We start from the raw sequence: 24202 nt of genomic DNA on the forward strand, positions 1-24202 counted from the left end.
GCTGCTGTCACGGGTCCGCGACCGGGATCCCTCAATGCGCACTCACGGCGATGCCTTCGGCGCGGTCGGCCACCCCATCGCGGCGGTCCAGGCGGCCGCTCAACGCGGTCAGGCCAAAGGCGCCCATCACCACCAGCGCGCCCAGCCACGGGGTATGCATCAGGCCGAAGTGGTCGACCACCAGGCCCCCCAGCGAAGCACCGAGCGCGATGCCGACGTTGAAGGCGGCGATGTTCAGGCCCGACGCCACGTCGGCGGCCTGCGGGGCGAACCGCTGTGCCTGCTTGACCACGTACACCTGCAGGCCCGGCACGTTGCCGAACGCCACCGCACCCAGCGCGAGCACGGTCAGCAGCACCAACCAGGTGTTGTAGGCGGTGAAGGTAAGCAAGAACAGCACGGCGGCCAGCAACGCGAAGATCAGCTTCAGGGCCGGGATCGGGCCGCGGCGGTCGGCCAGGCGGCCGCCCCACAGGTTGCCGATCGCCACCGACACGCCGTAGACCAGCAGCACGCCACTGACCGCATTGGCCGAGAAACCGGTCACGTCCTGCAGGATCGAGGCCAGGTAGGTGAAGGAGAGGAAGGTGCCGCCGTAGCCGAGTGCGGTGATCGCATACACCAGCAGCAGGCGCGGCTGTGCGAGCACGGCGAGCTGCTGGCCGAACGTGGCCGGCGCGCTGCGCTGCAGGTTGCGCGGCACGAACAGCAGGCTGCCGATCAGCGCGATCACGCCGAGCGCGGCCACGGCCAGGAAGGTGGCCCGCCAGCCCAGGTGCTGGCCGATGAAGGTGCCCAGCGGCACGCCGGTGACCAGCGCCACGGTGAGGCCGGTGAACATGATCGCGATCGCGCTGGCGGCCTTTTCCTTGGGCACCACCGAGGTGGCGATGATCGAGCCGATCGAGAAGAACACACCGTGCGCCAGGCCGGTCAGCACGCGCGCCACGATCAGCGAGCCGTAGCCCGGAGCCATCCAGGCGATCACATTGCCGAGGGTGAACAGCAGCATCAGCGCGACCAGCAGGGTCTTGCGTGGCACCCGGCCGGTCAGCGCGGTGAGCACCGGCGCACCGACCGCCACGCCAAGCGCATACAGCGACACCAGCAGGCCGGCCGAGGGCAGGGTGACGCCGAGGTCGGCGGCGATCGTCGGGATCAGGCCGACGATGACGAATTCAGTCGTGCCGATGGCGTACGCACCCAGCGTCAACGCCAACAAGGCCAAGGGGATACCACGGGACATGGACGGATACCGGTGGGGAGTGAGGCTGCGCAGTCTGCGCGCCGCACTCTTGCGGAAAAAGCGGCCTTCACGCCAATCACTGTTGCTCCATGGTCAATAATGGAGCGTCTCCGCCGGGCCGCCGCCATGAAAACCACCCTCGATGAAATGCAGGCCTTCATCGCCGTGATCGACAGCGGGTCGATCACCGCCGCCGCCGAACAGCTGGGCCAGACCACCTCCGGGGTCAGCCGCGCGCTGGGTCGGCTGGAAGAAAAGCTCGGCACCACCCTGCTCACGCGGACGACCCGTCGCCTGCAGCTGACCGAGGAGGGCGACGCTTTCCTGGCCCAGGCCCGCGCGATCGTGGCCTCGGTGGAAGCGGCCGAAGAGCAGATCGCCGCACGCCGTCAGCGACCGGCCGGGCGCCTGCGCGTGGATGCGGCGATGCCGTTCGTCCTGCACGTGATCGCCCCGCTGGTGGCCAGCTACCGCGCGCGCTATCCCGAGGTGGCGCTGGAGCTCAACAGCAGCGAGCGCTACATCGATCTGCTGGAGCGGCGCACCGATGTGGCCATCCGTATCGGGCCATTGGCCGATTCCACCCTGCATGCGCGGCCGCTGGCCCACAGCCGGCTGCGCGTGATGGCCAGCCCGGCGTATCTGGAGCAGCACGGCACCCCGCGCGACGTGGCGGCACTGACCGAGCACACCCTGCTCGGCTTCAACGAGCCTGACTCGCTCAACCACTGGCCGCTGCCCGGCGCGACCGACGCGCTGCTGCACGTGCGCCCGGCGGTGGCGGTCTCCAGCGGCGAAACACTGCGCCGGCTGGCGCTGGAAGGGGTCGGGATCGTCAGCCTGTCTGATTTCATGACCCACCGTGACCGCGAAGCCGGCGCCCTGGTGCAGGTGCTGCCGGATATCACCGTGGAGGTCCGCCAGCCGATCCACGCCGTGTACTACCGCAACACGGCGGTCTCGGCGCGGATCAGCTCCTTCCTCGATCACCTGGCCGAGGCCATGGTGGGTACCCCTTACGTCCGGTAGTACCGGCCGCTGGCCGGCTCCCTCGCGATGCCCACTGCGTGCGGTTGCCGGCCAGCGGCCGGCACTACGGCTGCATCACGCCGCGCGCGCCAATCCGGTCACCGCACCGCGCCCGGCATCCAGCACGAACACATCCACCGCCGCGTTCAGGGCCAGCGCCTGCTCTTCCATGCTGCGCGCTGCCGCCGAAGCTTCTTCCACCAGCGCTGCGTTCTGCTGCGTGGTCTCGTCCATCTGCACCACGGTCTGGTTGACCTGCTCGATCCCGGCGGACTGTTCCTGCGAGGCCGCTGCGATGTCGGCCATGATGTCGGTGACGCGCTGCACACTGCCGACGATCTCGCCCATGGTCTGCCCGGCCTGCTGCACCAGCGCGGCACCGCTGTCGACATCGGCGACGGATTGATCGATCAGCCCCTTGATCTCCTTGGCCGCGCTGGCCGAGCGCTGCGCCAGCGTGCGCACTTCGCTGGCGACCACCGCAAAGCCGCGGCCCTGCTCGCCGGCGCGCGCCGCTTCCACGGCAGCGTTGAGCGCCAGGATGTTGGTCTGGAACGCGATGCCGTCGATGACGCTGATGATCTCGGCGATCTGCCGCGACGAGGCCTGGATCGCCCCCATCGTCGTGACCACCTGGCCGACCACCTCACCGCCTTGCGAGGCGACCGAGGCGGCGTTGAGCGAAAGCTGGTTGGCCTGGCGCGCGTGCTCGGCGTTCTGGCGCACGGTGGAGGTGAGTTCCTCCATCGAGGCGGCGGTTTCTTCCAGGTTGGCGGCCTGCTGTTCGGTACGGCGCGACAGGTCGCTGTTGCCCGCGGCGATCTCGCCGGCGGCGGTCTGGATCGATTGCGCGGCGTGCTTGATGTCGCCGACGATGGTGGTCAGCTGACCGGTGGTACGCGCCATGTCATCGCGCATGCGCGCGAACACCCCGTGGAAGTCGCCGCGCATGCGCGCGCTGAGATCACCCCCGGCGATCGCCTGCAGCACGCGCGAGACCTCGCCCAGATCCTGCTCGGTGGTCTGCATCAGGCGGTTGAGACCGCCGACCATCTCGCCGAAGTCGTGCTGGTAGCGTGCCTCATCGCCGCGCTGGCTGAAATCGCCCACGGCCGCTGCCGCCGCCAATCGTTTGATCTCGGCATTGATGGCACCGAGGTTGGCCTTGGCGGTATCCAGCGCCTGGGTGATCACCGCCTTCTCGCCGGGCAGGCGTTCCATGTCCACCGATAGATCACCGACCGCGTAGTGGCCCATGATCTCGATCGCCCGCAGCTTCACCTGGATGTGGTTGGCGACCAGGGTGTTGGTGTCGCTGACCATCTGCCCATAGCCGCCCGGGAATGCCGTGGCGTCCATGCGGTAGCTGATCTCACCGGCGTCGTGGCGCTGCGCCATCGTCGCCTGCGCGGCCAGCACGCCCTTCAGGGTCTGGGTAACCTCGCGCATCGCGGTGCCAAGGCGACCGATCTCATCGCCGCTGCGCACCACCACCACATGCTCCAGATCGCCGCGTGCCACCGCGCGGGCTGCGGCTTCGACCGCGACCACCGGGGCGATCACCGCGCGCCGCAGCCACAGGGTGAGCACGGCCAGCAGCACCAGCGCCGCCAGCGCCGTGACCATGGCCGAGGCGACCAGCGCGGCGCGGGCGCGCTCGGCCGTTGCACCGGTCTCGTACTCGGCTCGTTCGCTGGCGCGCGCGGCCAAGGCATCCAGCGTGGCGCCCACGGCGCGGTCGGCGCCGCGCACCAGCGCGTCGCCGGCCTGGGTGTCATAGCCACTGGCCGCGAATGCCTCCAACGCGCCGCGGTAGCGGGCCTCCAATGCGCGGTGCTCGGCCAGGAACCGGTTGGCCAGCGTGCGTGTCTGTTCATCGCGGCTGGTCGCCAGCGTGCCGGCCAGGGCTTCAATGCGGCGTCCTTCCGCATCGAACGCCGCCAGGTGGCGCTCGCGCAGCGCCTCATCGGCGCCCCGGATCAAGACGTTCTTCCACTCCTGCACCTGCAGCCGGAACTCGCGCTGCAGCAGCTCGGCCTGCGCTTTGCGGGCGACCTCGACGGGCACCTCGGCCGACAGGTTCCGCCAGGCCGACCCCAGCCCGGCCAGGGCCGCCAGCACGATGATGACCAGGCCGAGCGACAGCGCGCCCAGCAGTTTGAATTGAAGACTCAGGGCGCGTGGACGCGCCGGTGCGGAGGACGTCATGGGAAATGAAAAGTGGGGAAGGGCAATGCGGTATCGGTCTGCCTAAAGCAGGCTGAAGTGCGACGCCAATCACGGTTACCGTTCCATTAAACGTTGTGACGATGGCGTGTAGATTAATTTTGGTCGCATATGGAACGAAACAGGACTGGACACGCAACCAATATGTAACTAATGTAGTTACATGAAATCCAGCAACCAGTTCTCAGACGCCTTGCACGTGATGGCCCATCTGGTCGGCCAGGACGGTCCGCGCACCTCCGAGCAGCTCGCCACCTGCCTGCCGACCCATCCCGTGGTGATCCGCCGTCTGCTGTCGGCCCTGAACAAAGGCGGTCTGGTGACCACCGTGCGTGGCCACGGGGGCGGCGCCCAACTCGCCCGGGAGCCGGCGCAGATCACCCTGCACGACGTGTATGTCGCCATCGGTGCGCCCGCCCTGCTGCACACCGGCGCGCGCGAGACCGGGCGCGGCTGCCCGGTGCAGCGCGTGGTCAACGAGGCGCTGGACGACAGTTACCGCCAGGCCCAGGCGCTGCTCGAGGCCCGCCTGCGTGACACCACCCTGGCCACGCTGGGCGAGGAATTCGCCCGCCACCTGGCCCACCATGCTGCAGGAGTTCCCCATGAGGTTTGATGCGATTGTCGTCGGCGGCAGCTTCGCCGGCCTGTCCGCTGCCCTGATCCTGGCGCGTGCGCGCCGCGAGATCCTGGTGATCGACAGCGGCCTGCCCCGCAACCGCTTCGCCGCCCATTCCCAGGGCGTGCTGGGCCAGGATGGCATCGCCGGTGCCGAGCTGCTGCGCAACGCCAAGGCGCAGCTGTTGGACTACCCGACGGTGCGCTGGGTCAACGATACGGTCAGCACGGCCGAGCCGACCGTGGATGGTTTCGTGGTCGGCACCGCGAACGGTGACACCTGGGCCACGCGCAAGCTGCTGCTGGCCACCGGCATCGCCGATGAACTGCCCGAACTGCCCGGCCTGGCCGAGCGCTGGGGCCACAGCGTGGTGCACTGCCCGTACTGCCATGGCTATGAAATCGGCGGCGGCGCGATCGGCCTGCTGGGCGGGCATGAGAAATCCGCGACGATGGCCGCGTTGCTCGCGGACTGGGGCAACGTCACCCTGTTCGCGCACGGCATGACACTGGCACCGGAAGAACGCGCTGCCCTGCAGCACCGCGGGGTCAGCATCGAGCACGAGGCCGTGATCGGTCTCGAAGGCGAGGCACCGGCGCTGAGCGCTGCCGTGCTCGCCGATGGCCGCCGGGTTGAACTGCGCGCGCTGTTCGTCACCGCGCGCCAGCACATGGCGACACCCCTGGTGGAACAGCTGGGCTGCGTGCTGGAGAACAGCCCGATCGGCGTGCTGGTCCAGGTCGACCCGGGCAAGCAGACCAGCGTGCCCGGCATCTACGCCGCAGGCGATGCAACGCTGGTCGGCAACATCAGCCTGGCCAGTGCCGAAGGCGTGCGCGCCGGGGTCAGCCTGCACCACGCGCTGGTCGCCGAAGACAGCCGGGCCAGCCGATAAGGCGAGGGCGCTCGGCCGGGCCGGAAACCGAGCGCCCGCCCCACACGGAAACAGCCGCCCTGCGGCGGCTGTCCGTCATACATGGCGGTGGGCTCAGGCCTGTTCGGCGCTCGCCGCATCCAGCTGCTGCACATCCTGCGCCGACAGCGCGACCTTCGCGGCGGCCAGCACATCGTGCAACTGCTCGACACTGGTGGCGCTGACGATCGGCGCGGTGATGCCTGGACGGGCGATCAACCACGCGATCGCGATCTGCGACGGGCTCACGCCATGCGTGCTGGCGATGTCGTCCAGTGCGCCCAGGATGCGCAGGCCACGCGGATTGACGTACTTGTCCACCACGCTCTGGCCGCGCGCGCTGCTCTTGCCCGCATCGGCGGCACTGCGGTACTTGCCGCTGAGGAAGCCGCTGGCCAGCGAGTAGTAGCTGATCACGCCGAGCTGCGCTTCGCGCACTACCGCTTCCAGCCCGGCTTCGTAACCGGCGCGGTCGTACAGGTTGTACTCCGGCTGCAGCGTTTCATAGCGCGGCAGTTTGTAGTCGGCCGAGACCCTCAAGGCATCGCGCAGGCGCTCGGCGCTGTAGTTGGAGGCACCGATCGCGCGCACCTTGCCCTGTTCGATCAGGCGACCGAAGGCGGCCAGCGTGGATTCCAGCGGGGTGGATTCATCATCTTCGTGCGCCTGGTACAGATCGATCACGTCGGTCTGCAGGCGGCGCAGCGAATCCTCCACGGCGGCGGTGATGTTGTCGGCCGACAGGCCCGGGTGTTCGGACCACTTGGCCACCTTGGTCGCCAGCACCACCTTGTCGCGCTTGCCGCTGTGCTTGAACCAGCGGCCCAGAATGGTTTCCGACTCGCCCCCCTGGTTACCGGGCACCCATGCCGAATAGACATCGGCGGTATCGACCAGGTTGAAGCCGGCCTCGACGAGGGCATCGAGCAGGGCGAAGGAGGTCTTCTCGTCCGCACTCCAGCCGAAGACATTGCCGCCGAAGGCGATGGGGGCGACATGGAGGCCGGAACGACCGAGTTCGCGCGTAGCAGTCATGGGTGATGTTCTCCCTGGGAATCGTTTCCACAGGATACGGCCGGGGGGGTGACAGCGTTGCGGCAGCAGGCACAAAACAGTGTTCTGGATTGCTGCGTCGCACTAACGCTTTGTGAACACCTGTGCACGCTTGGCTGCTAGTCTCGCCGCATCCCGTTACTGGAAGCCCCGCCGATGAAAGCCCGTTCGTTGACCTGTGCCTGCCTGTTCACTGTCTCCACCCTGATGCTTGCCGCGCCCGCGATGGCGATCAAGCCCGCCGGCCCGAACGCGCAGGTCGCGATCACCCCGGCCGTGCAGAAGGCCGTGCAGGACAATCGCCGCGATCCGGCCAACGTCAAACGCGATGCCTACCGCCATCCGGCGCAGACGCTGTCGTTCTTCGGTGTCGCGCCGGGCCAGACCGTCATCGAAGTCACTCCGGGCAGCGGCTGGTATTCGGAAATCCTGGCGCCGCTGCTGCACGACAAGGGCCAGTACGTGGCCGCCGTGGTCGACCCGATGGCCGTGGCGGAGGGACGTGGCCGCGACTACCAGCAGCGCAGCCGCGATGGGCTGGACAAGAAATTCGCCGGCAACGCTGCCGTGTTCGGCAAGAGCCGTGTGGTGGCTTACGACCCGAAGGCCCCGGTGTTCGGCCCGGCCAACTCGGCGGACGTGGTGCTGACCTTCCGCAACGTGCATAACTGGCGCAGCAGCGGGCAGGCCGAAGGCATGTTCAAGGGCTTCTTCTCGGTGCTCAAGCCGGGCGGCGTGCTCGGCGTGGTGGAACACCGTGCCAAGGCCGATGTACCGGCAGACGACAAGACCGGTTACGTGGGCCAGCAGCAGGTGATCGCGATGGCCAAGGCCGCCGGTTTCGAACTGGCCGGCAGCAGCGAGATCAACACCAATCCGCGCGACACCAAGGATTATCCGAACGGCGTGTGGACGCTGCCGCCGACCAACCAGCATGACGCGGCCGATGAGGCCAAGTACCAGGCGATCGGCGAAAGCGACCGCATGACGCTGCGCTTCGTGAAGCCGGGCAAGTAAGACACCGCGCGCGGGCCATGGCCTGCGCGTCCTGGTCGAGATGAAGACCATCGGCTGACGCCGTCTGGATCGCGGCGACGGCATGGGGATGGGACAATGGGCCATCCCACTGCCGCTGTTGCCCCGATGCTGATCGCCTTCAACAAACCGTTCAACGTGCTGTGCCAGTTCACCGACCGCAGCCAGCCGCCGCGCGCGACCCTGGCCGGTTTCGGGCTGCCACCGGCGGTATACGCGGCTGGCCGGCTGGATTACGACAGCGAAGGCCTGCTGTTGCTCACTGATGACGGCGGCCTGGCACACCAGTTGACCGATCCGCGGCACAAGGCGGACAAGACCTATTGGGTGCAGGTGGAAGGCACAGTGACCGATGCGCAGCTCCAGGCGCTGCGCCGTGGCGTGCTGCTCAACGATGGCCCCACATTGCCGGCCGGTGTCGAGCGCTTGGAGCCGCCACCTGAACTGTGGCCGCGCACGCCGCCGGTGCGCTTCCGCAAGACAGTGCCCGATGCGTGGCTGGCGATCACGCTGCGCGAGGGCCGCAACCGGCAGGTGCGACGCATGACCGCGGCGGTCGGCCTGCCCACGTTGCGCCTGGTGCGTATCTCGATGGGCGCGCATGCGATCGGCGATCTGCAACCCGGCCAATGGCGGCAGATCGGATAATAAAAAACCGCCGGCAGAGACCGGCGGTTTCGATGCACGTGCGGTAACGCGTCAGCGGATCAGGCGTCGCTGCCGATATCGCTGGTTTCGTCCACCACGGTGTCGTTGCGGCGGTTGCGGGCGCTGATGCGCTGCGCCTGGCCGTTCACCACCCCACCGTTGGCGAGCTTCTTCTTCTGCTGCTTGCGGTACAGCGCATAGCCCAGCAGGCCCACGCCGACAGCGGCGGCGGCGATGGTCACGGCCGGATTGCGGCGCACCACCTTGGCGGCGACCTTGCTGCCGGTCTTGACCGCGCCGAGTGCGGCACCGGTCTTGATCCAGTCGGTCGCCTGCGGCCCGAAGTGACGCAGGTTGCTGCCGGCATGCTTGAGGCCGTCACCAGCGCTGCTGGCAATGTCCAGGGCACGCTCGAGGGCGCGGTCGGTAATCACAGTCAATCTGCTCATGGGGGGTCCTTGCCTAAAGGTTCTGATCCAGTGTCGCGCGGTGGCCGTGTAGGGCGTGTTATCCATTTGCTACGGCCGGATCACGACTGTAGCCGGTTCCCCGCGCTGCGCGCGCCACGTGCCGGGCGATGGTCAGGTGACAGCCATGAATGCGCGCATCGGGTGAGGAATGGGCGGCCTGCTCACGTGCCGCGCGGCTTGGCGCGGTGTGTTGCGTTCGCCGTCCAAGGATCGTCCGGCCACGGATGCCGGGGATACCGCCCCTTCATTTCCTTCTTCACCTCGGCGTAGGTGTTCGCCCAGAAATTGCGCAGGTCCTGGGTGACCTGCAGCGGGCGGCCGCCCGGGGAGAGCAGATGCAGCGTCAGCGGGATGCGGCCATCGGCGATGCGCGGGGTGTCGCTCAGGCCGAACAGTTCCTGCAGCTTGACCGCCAGCACCGGCGCCTGCGGCGTGACGCCATCGGCATCGAGCGTGTAGTGGATCGGGCGCTCCATCCCCGAAGGCACGGTGATGCGGACCGGGGCATGGCGATCGATCAGCTGGCGTTGCGCCCACGGCAGCGGTGACTTCAGCGCTTCACCCAAGCTGGATTCGTCGAGCGCGTCCAGGCGGGTCCTGCCGTTGAATGCGGGAGTCAGCCAGGTCGGCAGCGTCGCCAACAGCGCTGCGTCGGAGACATCCGGCAGTTCCAGCGCCGGCATCCATGCGCGCACCGCCAGTGCACGGGCCTGCCACTGGCGCAGCCCTTCGGTCCACGGCAATGCGTCCAGCCCCAGTTCGGCAACCGCATCGGTCAGCGCCTGCGCGGCGTGCGCAGGATCCACGCGACCGGCCGAGCGGCTGTCCAGCACGATGCGATCGAATCGAGTCTCGCGTCGCGCGACCAGCGCACGCTTCTCAGCATCCCAGCGGACCACGTCTTCCTGTTTGAAGCGATCGGGGAAATCACGGCGCAGGCGGTTTTCGTCCACCGGCGCGGCGCGCAGCAGCAACGCGTCGCGTGCTTCGTAGCGCAGCTCCACCGCGACCAGCCACGGCTCGCCACGCAGATCGCTGGGATCGAACAGGCGCGCGCTGCGGCCATTGGCCAGCAGATAGCGCAGCGGATCGGTCGGATGGCGGGCAGCAATCCGGTCCGGAAATGCATGGGCGAGCAGGTCACCGAGTTGATGCGCCTCGACCGACGCAGGGGGCGCGGCCTCACAGCGCAGGCGTCGCCGCCATTGCTTGCTGGCCGCATCGATCGCAGCCAGGCCCCCGCGGTTGGCATCGTGCGGCACGCGCCCCTGGCGGAACGCCGCCAGCGCACGCCACCGCGCAGCGAGTGCATCCCCCCCTTGCCGCAGCGGGTCGCGCGCTTCCACCAGCGCGGCCAGATCGCAGGCCAACGCCTGTTCGACACCCGCGCCGGCCGCCATCAGCATCGCGGCCAGCCGCGGGTGCGTACCGAGGGTCAGCATGCGCCGGCCCAGCGGGGTCAGCGTGCCGCTGCCGCTGAGCGCGCCCAGGCGCTGCAGCAGTTCACGGGCGGCGGCCAATGCACCGGCCGGCGGGATATCGACGAAGCGCAGGTCGTCACTGCCCCAGGCGGCCAGTTCCAATGCCAGCGAAGCCAGTTCCACCTGCGCGATCTCGGGCCGCCGCTGCGTCTCCAGGCGTTGCGACTGTGGCCACAGCCGCCATGCCCAACCCTCCGCAACGCGGCCGGCGCGGCCGGCACGCTGATCGGCCGAGGCCTGCGCGATGTTCACCACATCCAGACGCGCAAAGCCGCTGTTGGGGTCGTAGCGCGGCTCGCGTGCCAGACCCGCGTCGATCACCACCCGCACGCCGGGCAGGGTCACCGATGACTCGGCCACGTTGGTGGCCAGCACCACACGCCGGCGACCGCCGGGATCGGGCTGCAGCACCTGCGATTGCTGGTCCACCGGCAGTTCCCCATGCAGCGGCAGTACCTGCACGGCCGAATCCAGCACGGCCTGCAGCGCAGTCTGCACGCGCGCGATCTCGCGCTGCCCGGGCAGGAACACCAGCACGTCGCCAGGATGTTCGGCCAAGGCCTGCTCCACCGCGCGCCGTGCCTGCGGTTCCAGTGCCTCGTCGCGACGGGCGGGGAAATGCGCGATCGTCACCGGGAAGCTGCGGCCTTCGCTGCTCAATCGGGGCGCATCGAGGAACTGCGCCAGCCGCTCGCCATCCAGCGTGGCCGACATCACCACGATGCGCAGGTCCTCGCGCAGCTGCGACTGCACATCCAGCGCCAGGGCCAGGCCGAGATCGGCGGCCAGATGGCGCTCGTGGAATTCATCGAACAGCAGCGCCCCCACGCCTTCCAGCAACGGGTCGTCCTGCAGCATCCGGGTCAGGATGCCTTCGGTCACCACCTCGATGCGGGTTCGCGCCGAGATCTTGTTCTCGAAGCGGATGCGGTAACCGACGGTCTCACCGACGTCCTCGCCCCGCTGCCGCGCCATGAACTGCGCGGCGCTGCGGGCCGCCACGCGGCGCGGCTCCAGCATGAGGATCTTGCGGCCTTCCAGCCACGGCGCTTCCAGCAGGGCCAGCGGTACCTGGGTGGTCTTGCCGGCGCCAGGTGGCGCTTCCAGCACCAGTCGGGTGCCGCGCTCCAGCGTGGTCAGGATCTGCGGCAGCAGTGTGGAGATGGGAAACATCGGGGTACGCATGGCACAAGGATACGGCGTCCGCCGCGCGCGCATTGCCAGCGGGCGTTCGGCGTGTTCCCCTGTGCCGCCCTGGAACCCTGGAGACCCGGATGCGCTGCGCGGTAGGTGTGCTGTTGTGGTTGACCGCAGGCGCGATGGCGTCGTTCACGGCCCTCGCTGCCGCGCCTGCCGCCACCGAGGCGGATACGGCGCTGCACGCGCCGTACGATGGCAATCACTGGGCGGTGCTGGCGCGGGCGCAGATCCAGGCGCGCTACCTGCCGGCGGGGTTGAGCGATGACGGCGCGATCCTGCGCGCCGTGGCCGATGGCACGTTGCGCGAAGCGGTGTACCCGAGTCTGCAGTTGGCCGACGATGTTGCCTTCATCACCTTGAAGGCACTGGCGCGCAGCACTTTGGACCGGCGCAAGGACATTCTGGGGCTGTGCCGGCGGACGGACGGTTTCCATCTGCTGCTCGACGACACCGGTGACTGCGCTGACGATGCCGCGCGCCGCCTGCGGTTCGAGGCCGCCGCCGGCGGAGCGGTGACGTGCCGTGACTGCGCAGCGCTCGGCCTGCCCACGCGGTGGGAGCGCCATGATCGCCCCGCGCGCTGCCCCCTGCCGGCATGGGACCTGGCCGCGGCGCAGCAGCAGTTCGGCGCATGGCGGACGCAGTTCGAGCGCGACATGCAGCCGTATCTGGGCGAGCCCACCGAGGCGCTCTGGCAGTCGCAGGCGCGGGCGGGCCGGTCCATCGACGGCACGGTGGTGCCGGCCTCGCGCGCCAGTGCCGCGCTGATCGCCATGACCACCGCGCCGGACGCGTTTGCCGAGGAGGTGGGCATGTCCGGCCAGGTGGCGCCGAGTGCCGTGCTCGCGCGTCTGCTGCGTCTGCTGCGGACGGCCGAGGTCAGTGGGCGCGGCGGCCTCTATCGTGAGCCGGTGCCGGCGTTGGAGGCGACGTGCGCGCAGGTCTGGTACCTGCGCATGCCGGGCACTGCCGCCAACGGACCGGTAGCGGCCACGGATACCTTCGTGCGCGGCGGCGCGCCGTTCATCACCGTGCAGCAGCAGGGCGGGCGGATACGCCTGGCCGGTCTCTCGCGTGAACTGGTCGAGGTGCTGCTCGCGCCAGCGGCGTCCAATTGAGTCTCCCGGGGCGCAGGTACAATGGCCCGGTTTTCCGTCCTGCAGCAGCCCCATGCAACTGATCGATATCGGCGCCAACCTCACCCATGATTCCTTCGATCGCGACCGCGACGCCGTGCTGGCGCGTGCGCGCGAGGCCGGGGTGGTGCAGATGGTGATCACCGGCGCCAGCCGCGAGCACTCGCCGATGGCGCTGGATCTGGCCCGCCAGCATCCGGGGTTCCTGTACGCGACCGCGGGCGTGCACCCGCACCATGCGGTGGAATACACCGACGAATGCGACGCAGAAATGCGCGCGCTGCACGCCCATGCCGAGGTGGTGGCGGTAGGTGAGTGCGGGCTGGATTACTTCCGTGATTTCTCCCCGCGCCCGGCGCAGCACCGTGCCTTCGAGCGTCAGCTGCAGCTCGCCGCCGAGAACGGCAAGCCGCTGTTTCTGCACCAGCGCGACGCGCATGCCGATTTCATGGCGCAGATGAAGAATTTCGAGGGCCGGCTTGGCCCGGCGGTGGTGCACTGCTTCACCGGCGAGCGCCAGGAGCTGTTCGACTACCTGGACCAGGACTGGTACATCGGCATCACCGGCTGGTTGTGCGATGAACGCCGTGGCGCGCACCTGCGCGAGCTGGTCAAGCACATCCCGGCCAACCGGCTGATGATCGAGACCGATGCACCGTACCTGCTGCCGCGCACGCTCAAGCCATTGCCGAAGGACCGTCGCAACGAGCCGATGTTCCTGTCGCACATCGTCGAGGAACTGGCACGTGATCGGGGCGAAGACGTGGAGACCACGGCCGCCAACGCGACGGCGGCTACGCGCGCCTTCTTCCGGTTGCCTGACGCGGCCTGAGCGGGCAGGTACCGACCGTTGGTCGGTACGCGTGTCGGACCCCGCATTGGTACACCGCACCCACGACCGACGGTCGTGGGCTACCGCAGCGCGGAGCGTCCGTCGCCGTGAACCCAGGCGTCGTCCAGCCCTTCGCGATAGGTCGTGAAGCGCGGCTGCCACCGCAATGCGGCGCGCGTGGTGCGGCCGTCGATGCGCTTGTGGCTGGTGTAGAAGCGGCGCAGTGAGGCGGCCACCGCCGGTGCGTCCCACGCCTGCGCGGCGGGCAGCGGCAGCCCACTCAGCGTTGCGGCGTAGCCCAGCACGTCCTGCGGCGGCGCCGGTTCGTCATCGCTCAGCAGATACAGCGCATGGCCGTCGGCCCGCTGCATCGCCGCCAGCACGCCGCTGGCCAGATCCTCCACATGCAGCCGGTTGAACACCAGCCCGGGCCGTACCACGTGCCTCGCCTTGCCCTGCGCCAGCTGGACCAGCGCATTGCGCCCGCGCCCATACAGGCCAGGCAGCCGGAACACGGCCGAGGCGAGGCCGCGGGCCTGCGCGAGGGCCTGCCACTGCTGTTCGGCATGCAGCCGTTTCAGGGCGGTCTCATCAGTCGCATCGGCGGCAGACACCTCGCTGACCCAGCCGCCAGCGCGGTCGGCGTACACCGCCGTCGAGGAGAGATAGCCGACCCAGCGCAGGGCAGGGCTGTCACTCAGCGCCTCGGTGAGCAGGCGCAAGGCCGGGTCGCCCTCGGCATCCGGTGGCACGGTGCAGACAAGGGCCTCGGCCGTGCGGATCGCCTCGCGCAGGTCCGCGCTGATCGGTTCGCCGGCGGCGAGGCGGTGGCGGACCCATCCATCGTCCGGCGCATTCGCAGGATCACGCACGGTGCCGCTGCAGGCCATGCCGTGCGCGTGCAGCAGCGCGGCCAGATGCCGGCCGCTGTAGCCCAGGCCCAGCACCAGCACGCGGGCGGGCAGCGTGGCAGGCATGGTGCTCAGGCGCTGCGCAGGCGCTGGTAGGCCTGCAGGTGCGCATAGGCCACCGCCAGCAGCGGCGCCGCCTGTCCGGCTGCGCGTGCACGCACCAGCATGTCGCCGACGATATGCTCGGCCTCCACCTGCTGGCCGGCCTCCAGATCGCGCAGCATCGAGGCCTTCAAGGCCGAGCCGGCCTGGGTGGTCGCCGTCAGCGCGATCTCGCGTGCCTTGGCCGGAATCGGCTCGCCAGCCGCCTCGGCAACCGCCACGCATTCGTCGTAAAGGCCGCGCACGATCGCCGCACCGTCATCGGTGGCCACGATCGTGCCGACATCGGCGCGCATCAGGCACGTCGCCGCCGCCAGCGTGGTCAGGAAGGTGTACTTGATCCACTGCTCCTGCCCGATGGCATCGCTGGCGACGTGGTCCACGCCCGCCTGTACGCAGGCCGCCGCCAGCGCCAGCACGCGCGCGCTGCTGCCGGTGCCGTCGCGCTCGCCAAAGGTCAGCTTGGCCGCCGGCGCCAGATGCAGCACCGCGCCGTCGGCGGCCTTGGTCGCGCTGATGAAGCACAGCCCACCGAGCACCGCATCGCGGCCGAAGCGGGCGTCGAGATCGGCGTAATGGCGCAGCCCGTTGAGGATCGGCAGCACCGTGGTGCGCGGCCCGACCGCCGGGGCGATCGCATCGATCGAACTGGCCAGGTCGTAGGCCTTGCAGCTCAGGATCACCAGGTCGAACGGTTCAGCGCTCGCCAACGCGGGCAGCGCCTCGGCGGTGACGTGCTGGACCGGGAACGCCGCATCGCCCAGCGGGCTGCGCAGCACCAGCCCTGCCGCGTCCAGCTGCGCCGCCCGGGCCGGGCGCACCAGGAAGGTCACGTCCACGCCGGCCTGGGCCAGGCGACCACCGAAGTAACCACCGGTCCCACCGGCGCCGAGAATCAGGATGCGCATCAGCTGCGCATCCCCACACCACGCTTCAGCAGCCACAGCGCCAGCGCGGTCAATGCGACCACGAAGCCGATCATCAGCGCGTAGGCCACCCACAGCGGCACGTCGCTGGTGCCCAGCAGGCCGTAACGGAAGGCGTTGACCATGTAGAAAATCGGGTTGGCATGCGTGGCCGCCTCGGCCCACGTCGGCAGCAGCTTGACCGAATAGAACACGCCGCCCAGGTAGGTCAGCGGGGTCAGGATGAAGGTCGGCACGATCGCCACGTCATCGAACTTCTTGGCGTACACCGCGTTGATGAAGCCGGCCAGCGAGAAGATCGTCGCGCCCAGCAGCACCGTGGTCAGCGTCACCAGCGGATGCGGGATGCGCACCGGGGTGAAGAACATGGCGATGATCAGCACGATCACGCCGACCATCATGCCGCGCAGCACAGCACCGGACACATAACCCCACAGGATCACCCAGTTCGGCATCGGGCTGACCAGCAGCTCTTCCACGTGGCGGCCGAACTTGGCGCCGAAGAACGAGGAGCTGATGTTGCCGTAGCTGTTCTGGATCACGCTCATCATCACCAGGCCCGGCACGATGAACTGCATGTAGCTGTAACCGCCCATCTCGCCCACGCGCGAGCCGATCAGGCCGCCGAAGATCAGGAAGTACAGCGTCATGGTGATCGCCGGCGGCACCAGGGTCTGGCCCCAGATGCGCAGGATGCGCGCCACTTCGCGGCGCACGATGGTCATCAGGGCGATGCGGTTGCGCTGGCCGTCGGTGATGACCGGGGTCGGGGTGCTGCTCATGCCACGTTCTCCTGGTTGCCGGTGAGGCGCACGAACAGCTCCTCCAGGCGGTTGCTCTTGGTCCGCATCGAACGCACCCGGATACCGGCCGCGTTCAAGGCTTCAAATACCCGGTTGAGGTCCATGGCCCGCGGCATGTCCACGTCCAGCGTGTGCCCGTCGGTGGCGATCAGCGTGGCGCCTTCGATCACCGGCAGCTCGGCCGGCAGGCTGCCGTCGATGTCGAACAGGAAGCCCTCCACGTCCAGCTTGGCCAGCAGCTCACGCATCGGCCCCTGGGTGACGATCTGGCCGTGGTTGATGATGGCCAGGTTGCGGCACAGGTGCTCGGCTTCTTCCAGGTAGTGCGTGGTCAGGATGATCGTCGTGCCGGCGGCATTGATCTCCTTGAGCACCCGCCACATGTCGCGGCGGATCTCGATGTCCACCCCGGCGGTCGGCTCATCCAGGATCAGCAGGCGCGGGCGGGTCATCATCGCGCGGGCGATCATCAGCCGGCGCTTCATGCCGCCGGACAGCGTGCGGCTCATCACCTGCGCCTTCTCCCACAGGTGGGCGCGCTTGAGCTCCTCTTCGGCCATCTTCTCGGCCTCGGCACGGCCCACGCCATAGAAACCGGCGTAGTTGACCAGGATGTCGAAGGGCTTTTCGAACAGGTTGAAGTTGATCTCCTGGGGGACCAGGCCGATCAGGCGCATGGTGGCGCTGCGGTTGCGCACCAGGTCGCTGCCGAACACCTCGACCTGGCCCTCGCTGAGGTTCACCAGCGAGCTGATGATGCCGATCAGGGTCGACTTGCCGGCGCCGTTGGGGCCCAGCAGGGCGAAGAAGTCGCCCGGGGCCACGTCCAGCGAGACGCCCTTCAGCGCCTGGGTGCCGTTGTCATAGGTTTTGCGGAGGTCACGCACCCGCAGGGCGGGCGCGGCGGTGGGCGCGGGAGTGTTCTGGGAAGCCAAGCTCTTGCCTTCGCGCCCATGGGCTGGCGCTGGATAGGGGCGGGGAGGGGCTATTATAGAAGACCCCGAGGGCTTGCCCCGGCTACACACTGTCCCGAAAAGCCGTGCCTGTTCAATTCCCCCTCAAACTGGTCGACCGGCGCATGCTCGCCCCGACCGTCGGCCACTACCAGTTCCTGCGTGATGACGGCCAGCCGCTGGATTTCCAGCCCGGCCAGTTCATCCAGGTCCATTTCGAGTACGCCGACGGCACCGCCACCAAGCGCAGTTACTCGCTGGCCACCATTCACAACCACGCCCTTGGCGCGGGCGAAGCGGTCGATATCGCGGTCAGCTTCGTCCCCGGCGGCGCCGCCACAGCCCTGTTCGAGGGCCTGGATATCGGCGGCCACGTCACCGCCAGCGGCCCGTTTGGCCGGTTCTGCCTGCAGCCAGGCGACCACAACGCCCGCTACCTGCTGATCGCCACCGGCACCGGGGTCACCCCGTACCGGTCGATGCTGCCGCTGCTGGCCACCGCCATGGCCGAGCGCGGGGTGGAGGTGGTGCTGCTGCAGGGCGCCCGCACCCCCACCGAGCTGCTCTACAGCGACGACTTCTATGCCTTCGCGGCCGCCCACCCGGGCTTCCGCTACGTGCCGTGCCTGTCGCGCGAGCTGCCGGAGAACCCCCATCCGGACGTGCGCCACGGCTACGTGCAGCAGCACCTGGCCGAGTTCGCCCCGAACCCGGCCACCGACATCGCCTACCTGTGCGGTAACCCGGACATGGTCGACGCCACCTTCGAGGCCCTGAAGGACGCCGGCCTGCCGACCCCGCAGGTGCGGCGCGAGAAGTACGTCAGCAGCAAGTAACCCCGCTTCCCGGCGCGCCGCTGGCCGGTGCGCGGCAGCCAGGTGCCGCTGCCCGGTCCCGGACCGGGCAGCGGAGCGTCGTGGCGAGCGGTAAGATGCGCCGCGCGCCGCTTCCGCCTGGCTGACTCGATGCCCCTGCATTTCCCCACCATTGCCGTGCTCGGCTTCCTGCTGTGCCTGGGCATCGCCATGGGTTTTTCGTTGCTGCTGCTGGTGCTGCGTCGGCAGCCGGCGCTGCGGCTGTGGACGGCCAGCCTGTGGATGCTGTCGGTCAGCCTGACCCTGGTCGCGCTGCGGCCGTACCTGCCGCAGGTTGCCGGAATCCTGTCGGGCAACGTCGCGGTCGCGCTGTCCGGCGTGCTGATGCTGTACGGCGTGGCGCGCCATCTTGGCCGCCGACTGCCGGCGTGGCAGCCGGTGGCATTGACGGCCACCTATCTTGGCGCGATCGCATTCTTCCTGGTGGTGCATCCCAGCCTGGTCATCCGGCTGCACGTGTTCAGCGTGTTCGCGGTACTGCTCAACGGCTGGATGACCTGGCTGCTGCTGCGCCACGCACCGCCGGCGCAGCGCACCAGCTGCCGGCTGGCGGCGGCGGTGTTCGCCGCGCAGACGCTGCTGTACCTGGTCCGCCTGTTCCTGCCGGTGGCCCCGGATGCGGGTGACGACCTCCTGCGCGCGGGTGCACCGGTCTTTGCCACGTATCTGGTCGGCCTGATCCTGGAGCTGGCGCGGTGCTTCGCGCTGGTGCTGCTGCTGGTGGAACGCATGCTGGTGGACCTGCAGCGACTGGCACGCACCGACGTGCTGACCGGCCTGCTCAACCGCGGGGCGGTGCTGGCCGACGGTGCCAGCCTGCTGGAGCTCAACCGCCGCCCCGGCCGGCCACTGGCGTTGCTGCTGCTGGACGTGGATCACTTCAAGCAGATCAATGACCGCTGGGGACATCTGGCCGGCGATGCGGTAGTGCGGCATGTCGCCGACGTGCTGAGCAGCTGCGTCGCCGATCGCGAGCACCTGCTGGGCCGCTATGGCGGGGAGGAGTTCGTCCTGTTGCTGCCGGGGGCCGATCAGGCCCAGGCGCGGCAGTGCGCCGATCGCCTGCGCCAGGCGCTGCGTGAGTCGTCCGCGCGGCTGGACGGCATGCCGGTGCCGGTGACGGCGAGCATCGGCCTGGCGATCGATCAGGGCACAGGCGACATGGCGCGCCTGCTCGGTGCAGCCGATGCCGCGTTGTACCGGGCCAAGGCCGAGGGCCGCGACCGCACCATCAGCGCGGCGGCCTTGACGGTGCAGTGAGGTGCGCGGCGACGCCGCCGCCTTCCCCGGCACGGGGCCAGCCGTGTAAGTTGGGTCACATCGGCCACGCCCGCGCGTCGTGGTGGCATGACCTTCAACAAGGGGAAGTACGGAAGATGTCTACACACCACCTGAGGCTGGCCGGTGCGCTGGTCGCCGCCCTGTGTGCCGGCTGTGCGCCGGTACCGGAAGATGCATCCGGCGCCGCCGCCGCTCAACGCCTTTTCGGCACGCTCGCGTTCCAGCCCTGCACCCTGACCAGCGCGCAGGCCAGCGCGAACGTGGAGGCACAGTGCGCCACGCTGCAGGTGCCGGAAAATCCGGCCGAACCCGACGGCCGCCGGATCGGGTTGAACATCGCCTGGCTGGAGGCCGGCAATGACGGCGCTGGCAAGGCCGACCCGGTCTTCTTCCTCGCCGGTGGCCCCGGCCAGGCCGCGACCGAGGTCGCCGCACCGGTGAACATGGCACTTCGCGATGTGCGCAAGCAGCGCGACATTTTCCTGATCGATCAACGCGGCACCGGCAAATCCAATCCGCTCACCTGCCTGGATGCGCAGGGCAAGGAGCTGCCGCTGGATGAGAACGCGGCGCCGAGCGCGCGCCTGATCGAAGACTATGCCCGCCGCTGCGCGCAGTCGCTGACCGGTCGCGCCGATACCCGCTTCTACACCACCACCGAAGCCATCGGCGACCTCGATACGGTGCGCAAGGCACTGGGCGTGGACAAGATCAACGTGATCGGTGGCTCCTACGGCACGCGCGTGGCGCAGCAGTACGCCGCGCACTATCCGCAGCACACCCGCACCGTCGTGATCGATGGCGTGGTGCCGAACGACCTGGTGGTCGGTGGCGACTTCGCCAACACCTTCGAAGATGCGATCACCCTGCAGTCGGCGCAGTGCCGCCAGGATCCGATCTGCGCCAAGCGCTTCCCGGTGGACACCCGCACCCAGCTGCGCAACGTCATGGCCACGCTGGCCAGGGCGCCGGTCGAGGTCGAGTACCGCAATCCCGGCACCGGCCAGGCCGAGCGTGATGTGCTGACCGCCGATTCGGTTACCGGACTGGCCTTCATGTTCTCGTACATGCCCGAGCTGTCCTCGCTGCTGCCGGTGATGCTTGATGAGGCCGCGCAGGGTCGCTATGCGCCGCTGATGTCGCTGAGCAAGATGGCCAGCCGCACGCTCGGGGTGCAGATGAACCGTGGCATGCAGTGGTCGGTGCTGTGCGCCGAAGATGCCGATCGCTACCAGGAAGGCGCGCAGGGCGACCGTGTGCTCGGCCCGGAAGTGGCGCGCATGTTCTTCGCCGCCTGCCCGGCCTGGAACGCCGGTTCGCGACCGAAGGATTTCACCGCGCCGTTCGCCTCGACGCTGCCGGTGCTGCTGCTGTCGGGCCAGTTCGATCCGGTCACGCCGCCGCGCTACGCCGAGCAGGTGCTCAAGCAGCTGCCCAACGGGCGTCACCTGCTCGCCAAGGGGCAGGGCCACGGCACGATCAACGCCGGCTGCATGCCGCGCATCCTCGGCCAGTTCATCGACACGGCGGATGCCAAATCCCTCGACGCCACCTGCCTGGATACCCTCAGCCCGGTGCCCGCCTTCACCTCGTTCAACGGATGGGCCCCATGAACCGTTTCTCCCACCGCACCGGGGAGGTGCGCGCATGATCGTCGCCGAGAACCTGCATAAAGCGTTCAAGACCAAGACCGGCCTGATCCAGGCCGTCCAGAACGTCGGCTTCCAGGCCGAAGACGGCCGCATCACCGGCCTGCTCGGGCCGAACGGTGCCGGCAAGACCACCACCATGCGCATGCTGTACACGCTGATGAAGCCCGACCAGGGCCGGGTGCTGGTGGATGGCATCGACGCGGCGGTGGACCCGGTCGCGGTGCGTCGCCAGCTGGCGGTCCTGCCGGACGCGCGCGGGGTGTACAAGCGCCTGACCGCGCGCGAGAACATCGCCTACTTCGGCCAGCTGCACGGCATGAGTGCCGCGCGGATCCGCGAGCGCACCAAGGTGTTGTGCACGGCGCTGGAGATGGAGGACATCCTCGACCGCCAGACCGAAGGCTTCTCGCAAGGCCAGCGCACCAAGACCGCGATCGCCCGCGCCCTGGTGCACGACCCGCGCAACGTGATCCTGGATGAGCCCACCAACGGGCTGGACGTGATGACCACGCGCGCGCTGCGCGGGTTCCTGCGCGGGCTGCGTGACGAAGGTCGCTGCGTGATTTTCTCGAGCCACATCATGCAGGAGGTGGCCGCGCTGTGTGACCACGTGGTGATCATCGCGCAGGGCACGGTGATGGCCGCCGGCAGTGCCGATGAGCTGCGCGCACAGACCGGGGAAAGCAACCTGGAAGATGCCTTCGTCAAGGCAATCGGTACCGAAGAAGGATTGCACGCATGAGTTCGTTCGCCACGCTGTTGACCGTGATGCGCAAGGAACTGCGCGATCTCTCCCGTGACCGCCGCACGCTCGCGCTGACGCTGCTGCTGGGGCCGCTGTTGTACCCGGTACTGATCCTGGGCATGAGCAAACTGGCCGAAAGCCGGGTGAAGACGCAGATCGAGCAGCCGTTGGAAATTCCGATGATCGGCGGCGAGCATGCCCCCAATCTGGTGCGTTTTCTGGCATCGCAGGGTCTGAATGCGACCGAGGCACCGAAAGACCTCACCGAGGCGATCCGCAGCCAGCGTATCGATGTGGCGCTGCGCATCAGCCCGGAATTCGGCAAGGACTGGGCCGACGGCCGCCCGGCGCTGGTCGAGATCATCAAGGACAGTACCCGCCGCGCCGCCGATATTCCCAGCAGTCGCCTGGAGGCGGCACTGGGCGGCTACAGCCAGCAGGTCGGTGCGCTGCGCCTGCTGGCGCGCGGTATCGATGCACAGGTGGCGCGACCGCTGGACGTCGCCGCACAGGATCTGGCCACCGCCGAAGCCAAGCGCGGCATGATGCTGTCAGTGCTGTTGCCGATCCTGCTGACCATCACCTCGTTCCTGGGCGGCGCCTACCTGGTGATGGACACCACGGCCGGCGAGCGTGAGCGGCAATCGCTGGAGCCGCTGCTCGCCACCCCCGCACCGCGCAGTGCGATCGTCAGCGGCAAGATCGCCGCAGCCTGCGCTGTCGGTGTGGCATCGCTGTTGCTGACCCTGGCGGCCTTCAAGATCAGCGCGCAGCTTTCCTCGGGCGGGGTAGGCCGGCAGCTCAACATGGGTTTCCTGCCGATGCTGCAGATGCTGCTGATCATGCTGCCGATGCTGTTCATCGGTACGTCGCTGCTGACCTTCCTCTCGGCCGCCGCCAAAAGCATGAAAGAAGCCCAGAGCCACATGACCTGGCTGATGCTGCTGCCGATGCTGCCGGGGTATGCGCTGATGGTGTACCCGATCAAGAGTGAGCTGTGGCAGTTCGCGGTGCCGTTCCTGGCACAGAACCAGATGCTGCTCAAGATCATCCGCCACGAAGCGATCAGCCCACAGATGTGGGCGGTCTACCTCGGTGCGGGCTTCGGGCTGGCGGCGCTGTTCTGGTATGCCGCGGTGCGCCGCTACCATCAGGAGCGGTTGGCGATTTCGGGTTGATCCACGAAGGGCTCCGAAAGGGGCCCTTCTTCAGGGGTGGATTCGCATGACGACAGCGCGCCTCAGCGCTTGACCGGGTGAGGCGCGGTCCGTGTTGGATACGACACATGGGATCACTGGTAGAGGCTGCACTCGCAGGCGATCTGCGCTTACCGCGATGCTGTCCGGCTAGATTGATGGGTGACGAGCTTTCGGAGACGGAGAGCGAGCCCGCCCATGCATATCGATGCCAATCTTGTCGTGTTGTACGTTTTCAGCGTGGTCGTGATGATCGCCATACCAGGCCCTGTTGCGGTGTTCGTGGCAGGCACCGGCATCGTCGGTGGACCGAAGCTGGCGCTTCGGGCGATTGCCGGCACCAACGCTGGCTCCCTCGTACTGATCGTGCTGTCGATGCTGGTCGTCCAAGGGCTGCTGTCCATCAATGAGACGGTGTTTACCTTGCTCAAAGGCGGCGGCGCCCTCTACATCGGCTATCTCGGCTACCAGATGCTGCACGATGCCGGAAGGGCGGCGGCCACGCCGGTGGCGACGCACGGGAGTTTCACAAAGGGCTTCGTGATGTCGATCTCGAACCCTAAAGACATCATCTTCTTCGCATCGTTCTTTCCGCAGTTCCTCGAGATCACGCCTCAGCCAACGGTGAGCCTGGGGCTGCTGACCGTACTGTGGATCGTGCTGGACTTCGCCACCCTGATGACGGTCTGCCTGTTGGTCCGGCGGTTGGTGAAACCAAACGTGCACCGGGGGATGCTGCGCGTCTCAGGCGTCTTGCTGATGCTGATTGCCCTGATCGGCGTGGGGATGGCAGGCCGTGACCTCGTCAGCGCTGGGTTGCCCGCCACCATGGCGTTGCAAGAACCTTCGACTGCCCTATAGCGGCAGTGC

At 68.4% G+C, this 24202-nt stretch carries 22 protein-coding genes; 13 read left to right on the forward strand and 9 right to left on the reverse strand.

Annotated elements, in window-relative coordinates; translation table 11 throughout:
* Positions 1 to 31: 31 nt before the first annotated feature.
* Entirely contained in the window at positions 32 to 1246 is a 1215-nt protein-coding gene (locus ABE483_RS09695; RefSeq protein ID WP_313219325.1) for an MFS transporter, read from the reverse strand.
* Between the two features lie 126 nt (positions 1247 to 1372).
* On the opposite strand from ABE483_RS09695, the gene ABE483_RS09700 reads away from it, so the two are divergent.
* On the forward strand, positions 1373 to 2275 hold the full coding sequence (locus ABE483_RS09700; RefSeq protein ID WP_102788681.1) for a LysR family transcriptional regulator: 903 nt from the start codon (positions 1373 to 1375) through the stop codon (positions 2273 to 2275).
* A gap of 75 nt (positions 2276 to 2350) precedes the next feature.
* Here the strand turns inward: ABE483_RS09700 and ABE483_RS09705 are convergent, their stop codons facing one another.
* Positions 2351 to 4483, reverse strand: a complete 2133-nt coding sequence (locus tag ABE483_RS09705) for a methyl-accepting chemotaxis protein (RefSeq protein WP_346481589.1) — start codon at positions 4481 to 4483, stop codon at positions 2351 to 2353.
* Positions 4484 to 4664: 181 nt separating this feature from the next.
* Here ABE483_RS09705 and ABE483_RS09710 point away from each other — a divergent pair, with 181 nt between their 5' ends.
* Positions 4665 to 5117 carry an Rrf2 family transcriptional regulator gene (locus ABE483_RS09710; protein WP_313219329.1) on the forward strand — a complete coding sequence of 151 codons (453 nt, stop codon included), beginning with the start codon at positions 4665 to 4667 and terminating at the stop codon, positions 5115 to 5117.
* The gene (locus ABE483_RS09715; RefSeq protein WP_313209457.1) at positions 5107 to 6015 is read left to right on the forward strand and encodes an NAD(P)/FAD-dependent oxidoreductase; all 909 of its coding nucleotides are present in this window, start codon (positions 5107 to 5109) and stop codon (positions 6013 to 6015) included. Before ABE483_RS09710 ends, ABE483_RS09715 begins: the two co-directional genes overlap by 11 nt.
* A 93-nt stretch (positions 6016 to 6108) precedes the next feature.
* On the opposite strand, the gene ABE483_RS09720 is transcribed toward ABE483_RS09715, so the two are convergent.
* Positions 6109 to 7068 (reverse strand): aldo/keto reductase, encoded by a 960-nt coding sequence (locus tag ABE483_RS09720; protein ID WP_346481590.1) that lies wholly within the window; start codon positions 7066 to 7068, stop codon positions 6109 to 6111.
* 225 nt (positions 7069 to 7293) lie between these two features.
* Between ABE483_RS09720 and ABE483_RS09725 the strand changes: the two genes are divergently transcribed.
* Complete coding sequence (locus ABE483_RS09725) at positions 7294 to 8103, forward strand: methyltransferase (RefSeq protein ID WP_313209539.1); 810 nt, start codon at positions 7294 to 7296, stop codon at positions 8101 to 8103.
* 126 nt (positions 8104 to 8229) lie between these two features.
* Positions 8230 to 8769: a pseudouridine synthase gene (locus ABE483_RS09730; protein ID WP_102788674.1), complete on the forward strand. Its 540-nt coding sequence runs from the start codon at positions 8230 to 8232 to the stop codon at positions 8767 to 8769.
* A 59-nt stretch (positions 8770 to 8828) separates the two neighbouring features.
* On the opposite strand, the gene ABE483_RS09735 is transcribed toward ABE483_RS09730, so the two are convergent.
* On the reverse strand, positions 8829 to 9218 hold the full coding sequence (locus ABE483_RS09735) for a hypothetical protein (RefSeq protein ID WP_102788673.1): 390 nt from the start codon (positions 9216 to 9218) through the stop codon (positions 8829 to 8831).
* 182 nt (positions 9219 to 9400) lie between these two features.
* The gene (gene hrpB, locus ABE483_RS09740) at positions 9401 to 11905 is read right to left on the reverse strand and encodes an ATP-dependent helicase HrpB (protein ID WP_346465683.1); all 2505 of its coding nucleotides are present in this window, start codon (positions 11903 to 11905) and stop codon (positions 9401 to 9403) included.
* A gap of 89 nt (positions 11906 to 11994) precedes the next feature.
* On the opposite strand from hrpB, the gene ABE483_RS09745 reads away from it, so the two are divergent.
* Together ABE483_RS09745 and ABE483_RS09750 are read left to right on the forward strand one after the other, a co-directional pair.
* A complete protein-coding gene (locus ABE483_RS09745) occupies positions 11995 to 13038 on the forward strand; it encodes a hypothetical protein (RefSeq protein WP_313209450.1) in 1044 nt (347 codons plus the stop codon).
* A 52-nt stretch (positions 13039 to 13090) separates the two neighbouring features.
* Positions 13091 to 13888: a TatD family hydrolase gene (locus tag ABE483_RS09750; protein ID WP_313219337.1), complete on the forward strand. Its 798-nt coding sequence runs from the start codon at positions 13091 to 13093 to the stop codon at positions 13886 to 13888.
* A gap of 80 nt (positions 13889 to 13968) precedes the next feature.
* On the opposite strand, the gene ABE483_RS09755 is transcribed toward ABE483_RS09750, so the two are convergent.
* Genes ABE483_RS09755 through ABE483_RS09770 form a run of 4 tightly spaced genes read right to left on the reverse strand, consistent with a single transcriptional unit; the run spans position 13969 to position 17565 of the window.
* Positions 13969 to 14865, reverse strand: coding sequence for an epimerase (locus ABE483_RS09755; protein WP_346481591.1), 897 nt, complete (start codon positions 14863 to 14865; stop codon positions 13969 to 13971).
* A gap of 5 nt (positions 14866 to 14870) precedes the next feature.
* Positions 14871 to 15809 carry a 2-dehydropantoate 2-reductase gene (gene panE, locus ABE483_RS09760; RefSeq protein WP_346481592.1) on the reverse strand — a complete coding sequence of 313 codons (939 nt, stop codon included), beginning with the start codon at positions 15807 to 15809 and terminating at the stop codon, positions 14871 to 14873.
* Positions 15809 to 16609, reverse strand: a complete 801-nt coding sequence (locus tag ABE483_RS09765) for an ABC transporter permease (RefSeq protein ID WP_346481593.1) — start codon at positions 16607 to 16609, stop codon at positions 15809 to 15811. The genes panE and ABE483_RS09765 overlap by 1 nt, the downstream gene beginning before the upstream one ends.
* The gene (locus ABE483_RS09770; RefSeq protein WP_346481594.1) at positions 16606 to 17565 is read right to left on the reverse strand and encodes an ABC transporter ATP-binding protein; all 960 of its coding nucleotides are present in this window, start codon (positions 17563 to 17565) and stop codon (positions 16606 to 16608) included. The genes ABE483_RS09765 and ABE483_RS09770 overlap by 4 nt, the downstream gene beginning before the upstream one ends.
* A gap of 104 nt (positions 17566 to 17669) precedes the next feature.
* On the opposite strand from ABE483_RS09770, the gene ABE483_RS09775 reads away from it, so the two are divergent.
* The 6 genes from ABE483_RS09775 (at position 17670) to ABE483_RS09800 (ending at position 24193) form a co-directional block, all read left to right on the forward strand.
* Positions 17670 to 18419: a ferredoxin--NADP reductase gene (locus tag ABE483_RS09775; protein WP_313425045.1), complete on the forward strand. Its 750-nt coding sequence runs from the start codon at positions 17670 to 17672 to the stop codon at positions 18417 to 18419.
* Between the two features lie 129 nt (positions 18420 to 18548).
* Positions 18549 to 19718, forward strand: coding sequence for a GGDEF domain-containing protein (locus ABE483_RS09780; RefSeq protein ID WP_346481595.1), 1170 nt, complete (start codon positions 18549 to 18551; stop codon positions 19716 to 19718).
* Between the two features lie 116 nt (positions 19719 to 19834).
* The gene (locus ABE483_RS09785) at positions 19835 to 21352 is read left to right on the forward strand and encodes an alpha/beta hydrolase (RefSeq protein WP_346463394.1); all 1518 of its coding nucleotides are present in this window, start codon (positions 19835 to 19837) and stop codon (positions 21350 to 21352) included.
* Positions 21353 to 21386: 34 nt separating this feature from the next.
* The gene (locus ABE483_RS09790; protein ID WP_313209434.1) at positions 21387 to 22133 is read left to right on the forward strand and encodes an ATP-binding cassette domain-containing protein; all 747 of its coding nucleotides are present in this window, start codon (positions 21387 to 21389) and stop codon (positions 22131 to 22133) included.
* On the forward strand, positions 22130 to 23314 hold the full coding sequence (locus tag ABE483_RS09795) for an ABC transporter permease (RefSeq protein WP_070469953.1): 1185 nt from the start codon (positions 22130 to 22132) through the stop codon (positions 23312 to 23314). The genes ABE483_RS09790 and ABE483_RS09795 overlap by 4 nt, the downstream gene beginning before the upstream one ends.
* A 216-nt stretch (positions 23315 to 23530) precedes the next feature.
* Positions 23531 to 24193: a LysE family translocator gene (locus ABE483_RS09800; protein WP_346481596.1), complete on the forward strand. Its 663-nt coding sequence runs from the start codon at positions 23531 to 23533 to the stop codon at positions 24191 to 24193.
* Positions 24194 to 24202 lie beyond the last annotated feature (9 nt).

The organism is Stenotrophomonas sp. TWI602, from assembly GCF_039674045.1.
Classification (GTDB): domain Bacteria; phylum Pseudomonadota; class Gammaproteobacteria; order Xanthomonadales; family Xanthomonadaceae; genus Stenotrophomonas.

Coding starts and splice junctions, on each gene's coding strand:
- ABE483_RS09695 (WP_313219325.1), bottom strand. CDS start 1,246: ATGTCCCGTGGTATCCCCTTGGCCTTGTTGGCGTTGACGCTGGGTGCG.
- ABE483_RS09700 (WP_102788681.1), top strand. CDS start 1,373: ATGAAAACCACCCTCGATGAAATGCAGGCCTTCATCGCCGTGATCGAC.
- ABE483_RS09705 (WP_346481589.1), bottom strand. CDS start 4,483: ATGACGTCCTCCGCACCGGCGCGTCCACGCGCCCTGAGTCTTCAATTC.
- ABE483_RS09710 (WP_313219329.1), top strand. CDS start 4,665: ATGAAATCCAGCAACCAGTTCTCAGACGCCTTGCACGTGATGGCCCAT.
- ABE483_RS09715 (WP_313209457.1), top strand. CDS start 5,107: ATGAGGTTTGATGCGATTGTCGTCGGCGGCAGCTTCGCCGGCCTGTCC.
- ABE483_RS09720 (WP_346481590.1), bottom strand. CDS start 7,068: ATGACTGCTACGCGCGAACTCGGTCGTTCCGGCCTCCATGTCGCCCCC.
- ABE483_RS09725 (WP_313209539.1), top strand. CDS start 7,294: ATGCTTGCCGCGCCCGCGATGGCGATCAAGCCCGCCGGCCCGAACGCG.
- ABE483_RS09730 (WP_102788674.1), top strand. CDS start 8,230: ATGCTGATCGCCTTCAACAAACCGTTCAACGTGCTGTGCCAGTTCACC.
- ABE483_RS09735 (WP_102788673.1), bottom strand. CDS start 9,218: ATGAGCAGATTGACTGTGATTACCGACCGCGCCCTCGAGCGTGCCCTG.
- hrpB (WP_346465683.1), bottom strand. CDS start 11,905: ATGCGTACCCCGATGTTTCCCATCTCCACACTGCTGCCGCAGATCCTG.
- ABE483_RS09745 (WP_313209450.1), top strand. CDS start 11,995: ATGCGCTGCGCGGTAGGTGTGCTGTTGTGGTTGACCGCAGGCGCGATG.
- ABE483_RS09750 (WP_313219337.1), top strand. CDS start 13,091: ATGCAACTGATCGATATCGGCGCCAACCTCACCCATGATTCCTTCGAT.
- ABE483_RS09755 (WP_346481591.1), bottom strand. CDS start 14,865: ATGCCTGCCACGCTGCCCGCCCGCGTGCTGGTGCTGGGCCTGGGCTAC.
- panE (WP_346481592.1), bottom strand. CDS start 15,809: ATGCGCATCCTGATTCTCGGCGCCGGTGGGACCGGTGGTTACTTCGGT.
- ABE483_RS09765 (WP_346481593.1), bottom strand. CDS start 16,609: ATGAGCAGCACCCCGACCCCGGTCATCACCGACGGCCAGCGCAACCGC.
- ABE483_RS09780 (WP_346481595.1), top strand. CDS start 18,549: ATGCCCCTGCATTTCCCCACCATTGCCGTGCTCGGCTTCCTGCTGTGC.
- ABE483_RS09785 (WP_346463394.1), top strand. CDS start 19,835: ATGTCTACACACCACCTGAGGCTGGCCGGTGCGCTGGTCGCCGCCCTG.
- ABE483_RS09790 (WP_313209434.1), top strand. CDS start 21,387: ATGATCGTCGCCGAGAACCTGCATAAAGCGTTCAAGACCAAGACCGGC.
- ABE483_RS09795 (WP_070469953.1), top strand. CDS start 22,130: ATGAGTTCGTTCGCCACGCTGTTGACCGTGATGCGCAAGGAACTGCGC.
- ABE483_RS09800 (WP_346481596.1), top strand. CDS start 23,531: ATGCATATCGATGCCAATCTTGTCGTGTTGTACGTTTTCAGCGTGGTC.